Below are 4,756 nucleotides of genomic sequence, written 5' to 3' on the forward strand. Positions count from 1 at the left end.
CTCCTGCGCACGATCGTCAGCACCCCCGCCAGGCTCGCCTCCACGGCGCGGCGACTGGTGATGCACCTGCCCGCGCACTGGCCCTGGGCCACAGCCTGAACGCTGCTACGGGAGACCGCGACCGGACCACCACGCACCGCGATACCCTGACCACCCAGCCCGCGACGGGCGCGACCGGAAACCAAAGTGGAAAAGCCAGAGCACCGGCTGGCCGACCCCGCGCGCCCCCGCAACAAGCCTCGCCACCGAAACACGAAAACACGCCCACCAAAACCACGACGGTGGATCAGGGCTCAGATTATGCCATACCGATTAGGCCATACGCCGGGTGATCTCTCTCCACCCTGGATAAGTGGTGAGGCGGAACGAGGATCTTGAGCGCGAATGGAGCGCGTACTCTCAACGGTTCGCGACCAGCCTCCGCCAGGCTCGCGAACAGGCAGGCTTGAGCCAAGAGGATGTTGCCTACCGCTCCGGGGTTACGCGGTTCACCTACCAGAAGTACGAGAAGGGCGAGTCCCGACCGGGGAACCCGGCCAACCCGACACTACGAACGCTCATCGCGCTGTCACAGGTGCTGCAGGTTCCGGTCGAGGCGCTCATCCCGGACGACCCGCCCGACCTCCGTAGCCGGTAGGAGCATTCCGCCGGGAGGCTACCGCGCCAACTCCGGTGGCCACGAGCGATGACGTCCGCACCCGTCGATACGCTCGGATGAGACAGCCCGACGTGATTGGAGCACTGTGCTGGCATGGGAATCGCTTACACAGTCGGATTTCGACCGAACGGTCGAGCTTCTCATCAAGCGCTGGTATGCCCGCAATCATCCTGAGTTCATCGTGCAAGCCATCGACGGGCGCGGTGGCGACGGAGGCATCGATCTCGACGTACGCGACCCCGTCACGGGCAAGCTCATCAAGATCTACCAGCTGAAGTTCTTCCCGGAGGGGTTCTCCGGCGGCTTCAAACCGCGCCGAGAGCAGATCCGGCGCTCCTTCGAGAAGGCCGCGAAACTGCACCCGCCCGTGTGGACCCTCGTCATTCCCCGCAACTTCACCGTGAACGAGCGCAAGTGGGTGAGTACTCTCGCAACCGGTTCGGGTATCCGTGTCGAGTACGTGGGTAGAGTCGAGCTCGACGACCTCCAGGCTTCGGACCCGGACGCGGTAGCTCTCGCGGAACGTACCGCGGACAGGAAGGCGCTGGAGCTGGTCGGACGCGAGAGTGCGGCACTCCTGACCATGGACGACGTCGCTCGCGAAGTGAAGCGGCTCGCAACTCGCACCGATGCCATGAGCCCTCATTGGTCATTCGAGACAACCACTCGTGGAGACACGCTCACGCGGTCCCTTTTCGCCAAGCATCCTGACGCCGCAACACGTGAACCTCTGTCCATCAACTTCACGGCGAATTTCATGAACCATCCCGAACTGCGCAAAGAGTACGAGGACTCGATGGAGTACGGGATCAGCAAGACCGTCACGCTTCCCCCGGAGGTCGTCGAGACCTTCGAACGCATCGGGCCAGAGTGGTTCGCCGCGCGGTTCGGCGCCAGCACCTTGGAGATCCACCCTTCGCCCACGAGCCTTCGCGACCTGCCCGCGACGATACGAATCTCCCCACAAGGCGCGCAGAACCGTGTACTCCGAGGCATCGCCACCTGGATCACCCAAGGCTCAGCGGGCGCAAGGGTCGAGACCGTCTTCGACGGAGGCCTGACGATAACCTGGCGCCTCACACGCGACCGGGGGCCGGGCTCCTCCATCACGCTTAGCTTCGAGCCGACCAATCACACCGGCATCGACGTGGAGCGGGCGATCCGCGCGCTTGCTGCACTGCACCAGAATGCCGATGTAGTGCTCGAAGTGGACGGGCATAAAGACCGGCTCACCGTTGAACCAGCATTGGAATTCAGCGTAGCCACGGAAGTCGCCGAGCTCGCCGAAGACCTAGCCGCAATCGAGCAGCTCACCGGAACTCAATTCGCCTTCCCCAGGAACGTCAACGCGATGGAACGGATCTGGATCCGCATCGTGCGCCGACTCCTCGAGGGTGACTGCGTTCTCGCACCCGACCTCGAGAGCCTGAGTTTCACCTTCAACGGCAAGCTCGGTGAATCCATCGAAGAGCTACTCACGAACCCGAGCGCAATCATCGCGACCACATCTCACTGGTCACGCGACGTCCTGGGCGAAGAGGTCACAGTGGGAGACGTCTCCATATACCACCCAGCCATACGGATCGTCGATGCGTCAGAACACCTCGAAGCACTCCGCGCTGGCAAGGGCGCCGGTCGCACCGCGGTGGCCGTGCCGAACGACCCAAGACTCGGCTTCCGTCTCTACTCACCGTCACGGTTGAAGGCAGAGCAGGTCCTCGCGACGCCCTGGGGTTTGACAGGCGTAACCGAACACACCGAACTCGAAGCCACTGCAGGCGAGCCGGGTTAGACCGCACAGCCACTCATTCTTGTCCGCGATAGATGGCTACATTGCCAAGTCGTTGCCATCTGGGCGAGGACATTGCCATCTTCACGCGGAACCTACAACCTACTGGAAGTCCCCCGCGGGCGCCATGTCGGCGAAGCGCGAGAAGTGGCCCTGGAAGGCGATCTCGATGGTCGCGGTGGGGCCGTTGCGGTGCTTCGCGACGATCAGGTCGGCCTCGCCCGGGCGGCTCTCGGCGTCGTACACCGACTCGCGGTGCAGCAGGATCACCATGTCGGCGTCCTGCTCGATCGATCCCGACTCGCGCAGGTCGCTCACCTGCGGGCGCTTGTCGGTGCGCTGCTCGGGCCCACGGTTCAACTGCGACAGCGCGATGACCGGCACTTGCAACTCCTTCGCCAGCAGCTTCAGCGCCCGCGAGAACTCGCTGACCTCCTGCTGCCGCGATTCCACCCGCTTGCCCGACGACATCAGCTGCAGGTAGTCGATGATCACCATCTTCAGCCCGGCCCGCTGCTTCAGCCGCCGGCACTTCGCCCGGATCTCGACCAGCGTCATGTTCGGGCTGTCGTCGATGTACAGCGGCGCATCGTTGATGCGCCCGCGCGTGGCCGCCACGGTCGTCCAGTCGCGCGAGTCCAGTGTGCCCTTGCGCATGTTCTGCAACGGGATCGCGCCCTCGGCCGACAGCAGGCGCATCGCGATCTCGCTGCGCCCCATCTCGAGTGAGAAGAAGATCGCCGGCATGTTGTGCTTGATCGCCGCCGACCGTGCGAAGTCCAGCGCCAGCGTCGACTTGCCCATCGCGGGACGCGCCGCCACCACGATCATCTGCCCCGGGTGCAGCCCGTTGGTCAGCTCGTCCAACTCACGGAACCCGGTCGGGATGCCGGTCATCTGGCCGTCGCGGCCCCGGGCCGCCTCGATCTCGTCGACCGCGGCATCCACCGCCACCGTCAACGGCACATAGTCTTCGGATGCCTCGGCCCCGGTGACCCCGTAGATCTCGGCCTGCGCGGTGTTGACCAGATCGAGGGCCTCACCCTGGCCCGAGTACCCCATCTGCACGATCCGCGTGCCGGCCTCGACCAGCCGGCGCAGCAGCGCCCGCTCCGACACGATCGACGCGTAGTAGCCGGCGTTCGCCGCCGTGGGCACGATCGAGGTGAGCGTGTGCAGGTAGTCGGCGCCACCGGCCCGCTGCAGGTCACCGGTCTTGATCAGCTCGTCGGTGACCGTGATCACATCGGTCGGCTCACCGTGCGAGTAGAGGTTGAGGATCGCCTCGAAGATCAGCTCGTGCTTGGGGATGTAGAAGTCCGACCCGCGCAGGCTCTCGATGACGTCGGCGACGGCGTCCTTCGACAGCAGCATGCCGCCCAGCGCACTCTGCTCCGCGAGCACATCGTGCGGGGGAGTGCGCTCACCCTCGCGCGGTCCACCCAGGCGCTCTTCGGAGATGTCGGCGATCGACACGACGTCCGTCCTCCTTCACGTTCGGGCACGCTGCGATGTGAGACCGGGTCGATGCGGTGACGCGGCCCCGTGATCCGAGCAGATCATGGACCTCCGACATCCTCCGACGCCGGCGACGTCGCCCCCGGGATGGGTCAGGAACCCACGCTAGGGACGCACCTCGACCCCTGCAACCGAGCCTGTGGATAACGGTGTGGAGAGTGTGCGCGAAACGCCGTGCGGCCTGTGTAGAGACGGTGTGGACAACTCCTGTGCAGTTCGCCGATTTCCACTCGTTTCATCCGGCTGACCTGGGGGTTCTGTATTCCCATGCTGTGGATGAAGTTGTGCTTGAAGCAGCGGTTGAAGGTTGTGGGATGCCGCGGAGTTATGCACAGGACGGCCGGTTTCGCAACTCGGCACCGACATCGTGCCAACACGCCGCCGACACGGTGCCATCTCGCCGCCGACACGCCGGCGACTCGCCGCCGACGCGCTTCGTCAACGTCCGCATGGAGGGGGCTCCGGCCGCCCCCGCGCGGGGTCCACGCGGGGAGAATCCGAGCATTCGGCCCCCACCCATGCGCCCGAACAAGCCGCAGACCCAGCCGTACCCATGCGCCCGAAGAAGCCGACGACCCAGCCGCGCCCATGCGACGGAAGAAACCGAGGAGCCAGCCCCACCCAGGCGCTCAAGAAACCCCCACCCACACGCTCAAGAAACCTGACGCACGCAGGGGTACGAGGTGCCTCATGTCAAGATGCCCGCGAAATGGTTCCCGTGCCTCATGTAGGAATGCCCGCGGAATCTAGCCTGTCTGGCGGAGCTTGACGCCGCGGGCTGTGTCGGGCGG

General features: G+C 65.1%; 3 protein-coding genes. 2 read left to right on the forward strand and 1 reads right to left on the reverse strand.

Translation table 11 applies throughout. The features are described from left to right. Positions 1–355: 355 nt before the first annotated feature. Together H577_RS0112630 and H577_RS0112635 are read left to right on the forward strand one after the other, a co-directional pair. Positions 356–637: a helix-turn-helix transcriptional regulator gene (locus tag H577_RS0112630; protein WP_169566310.1), complete on the forward strand. Its 282-nt coding sequence runs from the start codon at positions 356–358 to the stop codon at positions 635–637. A gap of 106 nt (positions 638–743) precedes the next feature. Further along, on the forward strand, positions 744–2,450 hold the full coding sequence (locus H577_RS0112635; RefSeq protein ID WP_029146251.1) for a hypothetical protein: 1,707 nt from the start codon (positions 744–746) through the stop codon (positions 2,448–2,450). A gap of 99 nt (positions 2,451–2,549) precedes the next feature. Here the strand turns inward: H577_RS0112635 and dnaB are convergent, their stop codons facing one another. Further along, positions 2,550–3,923: a replicative DNA helicase gene (gene dnaB, locus H577_RS0112640; RefSeq protein WP_029146252.1), complete on the reverse strand. Its 1,374-nt coding sequence runs from the start codon at positions 3,921–3,923 to the stop codon at positions 2,550–2,552. Between the last annotated feature and the right edge of the window lie 833 nt (positions 3,924–4,756).

The sequence above is a fragment of the Microbacterium luticocti DSM 19459 genome, from assembly GCF_000422405.1.
Classification (GTDB): Bacteria; Actinomycetota; Actinomycetes; order Actinomycetales; family Microbacteriaceae; genus Microbacterium; species Microbacterium luticocti.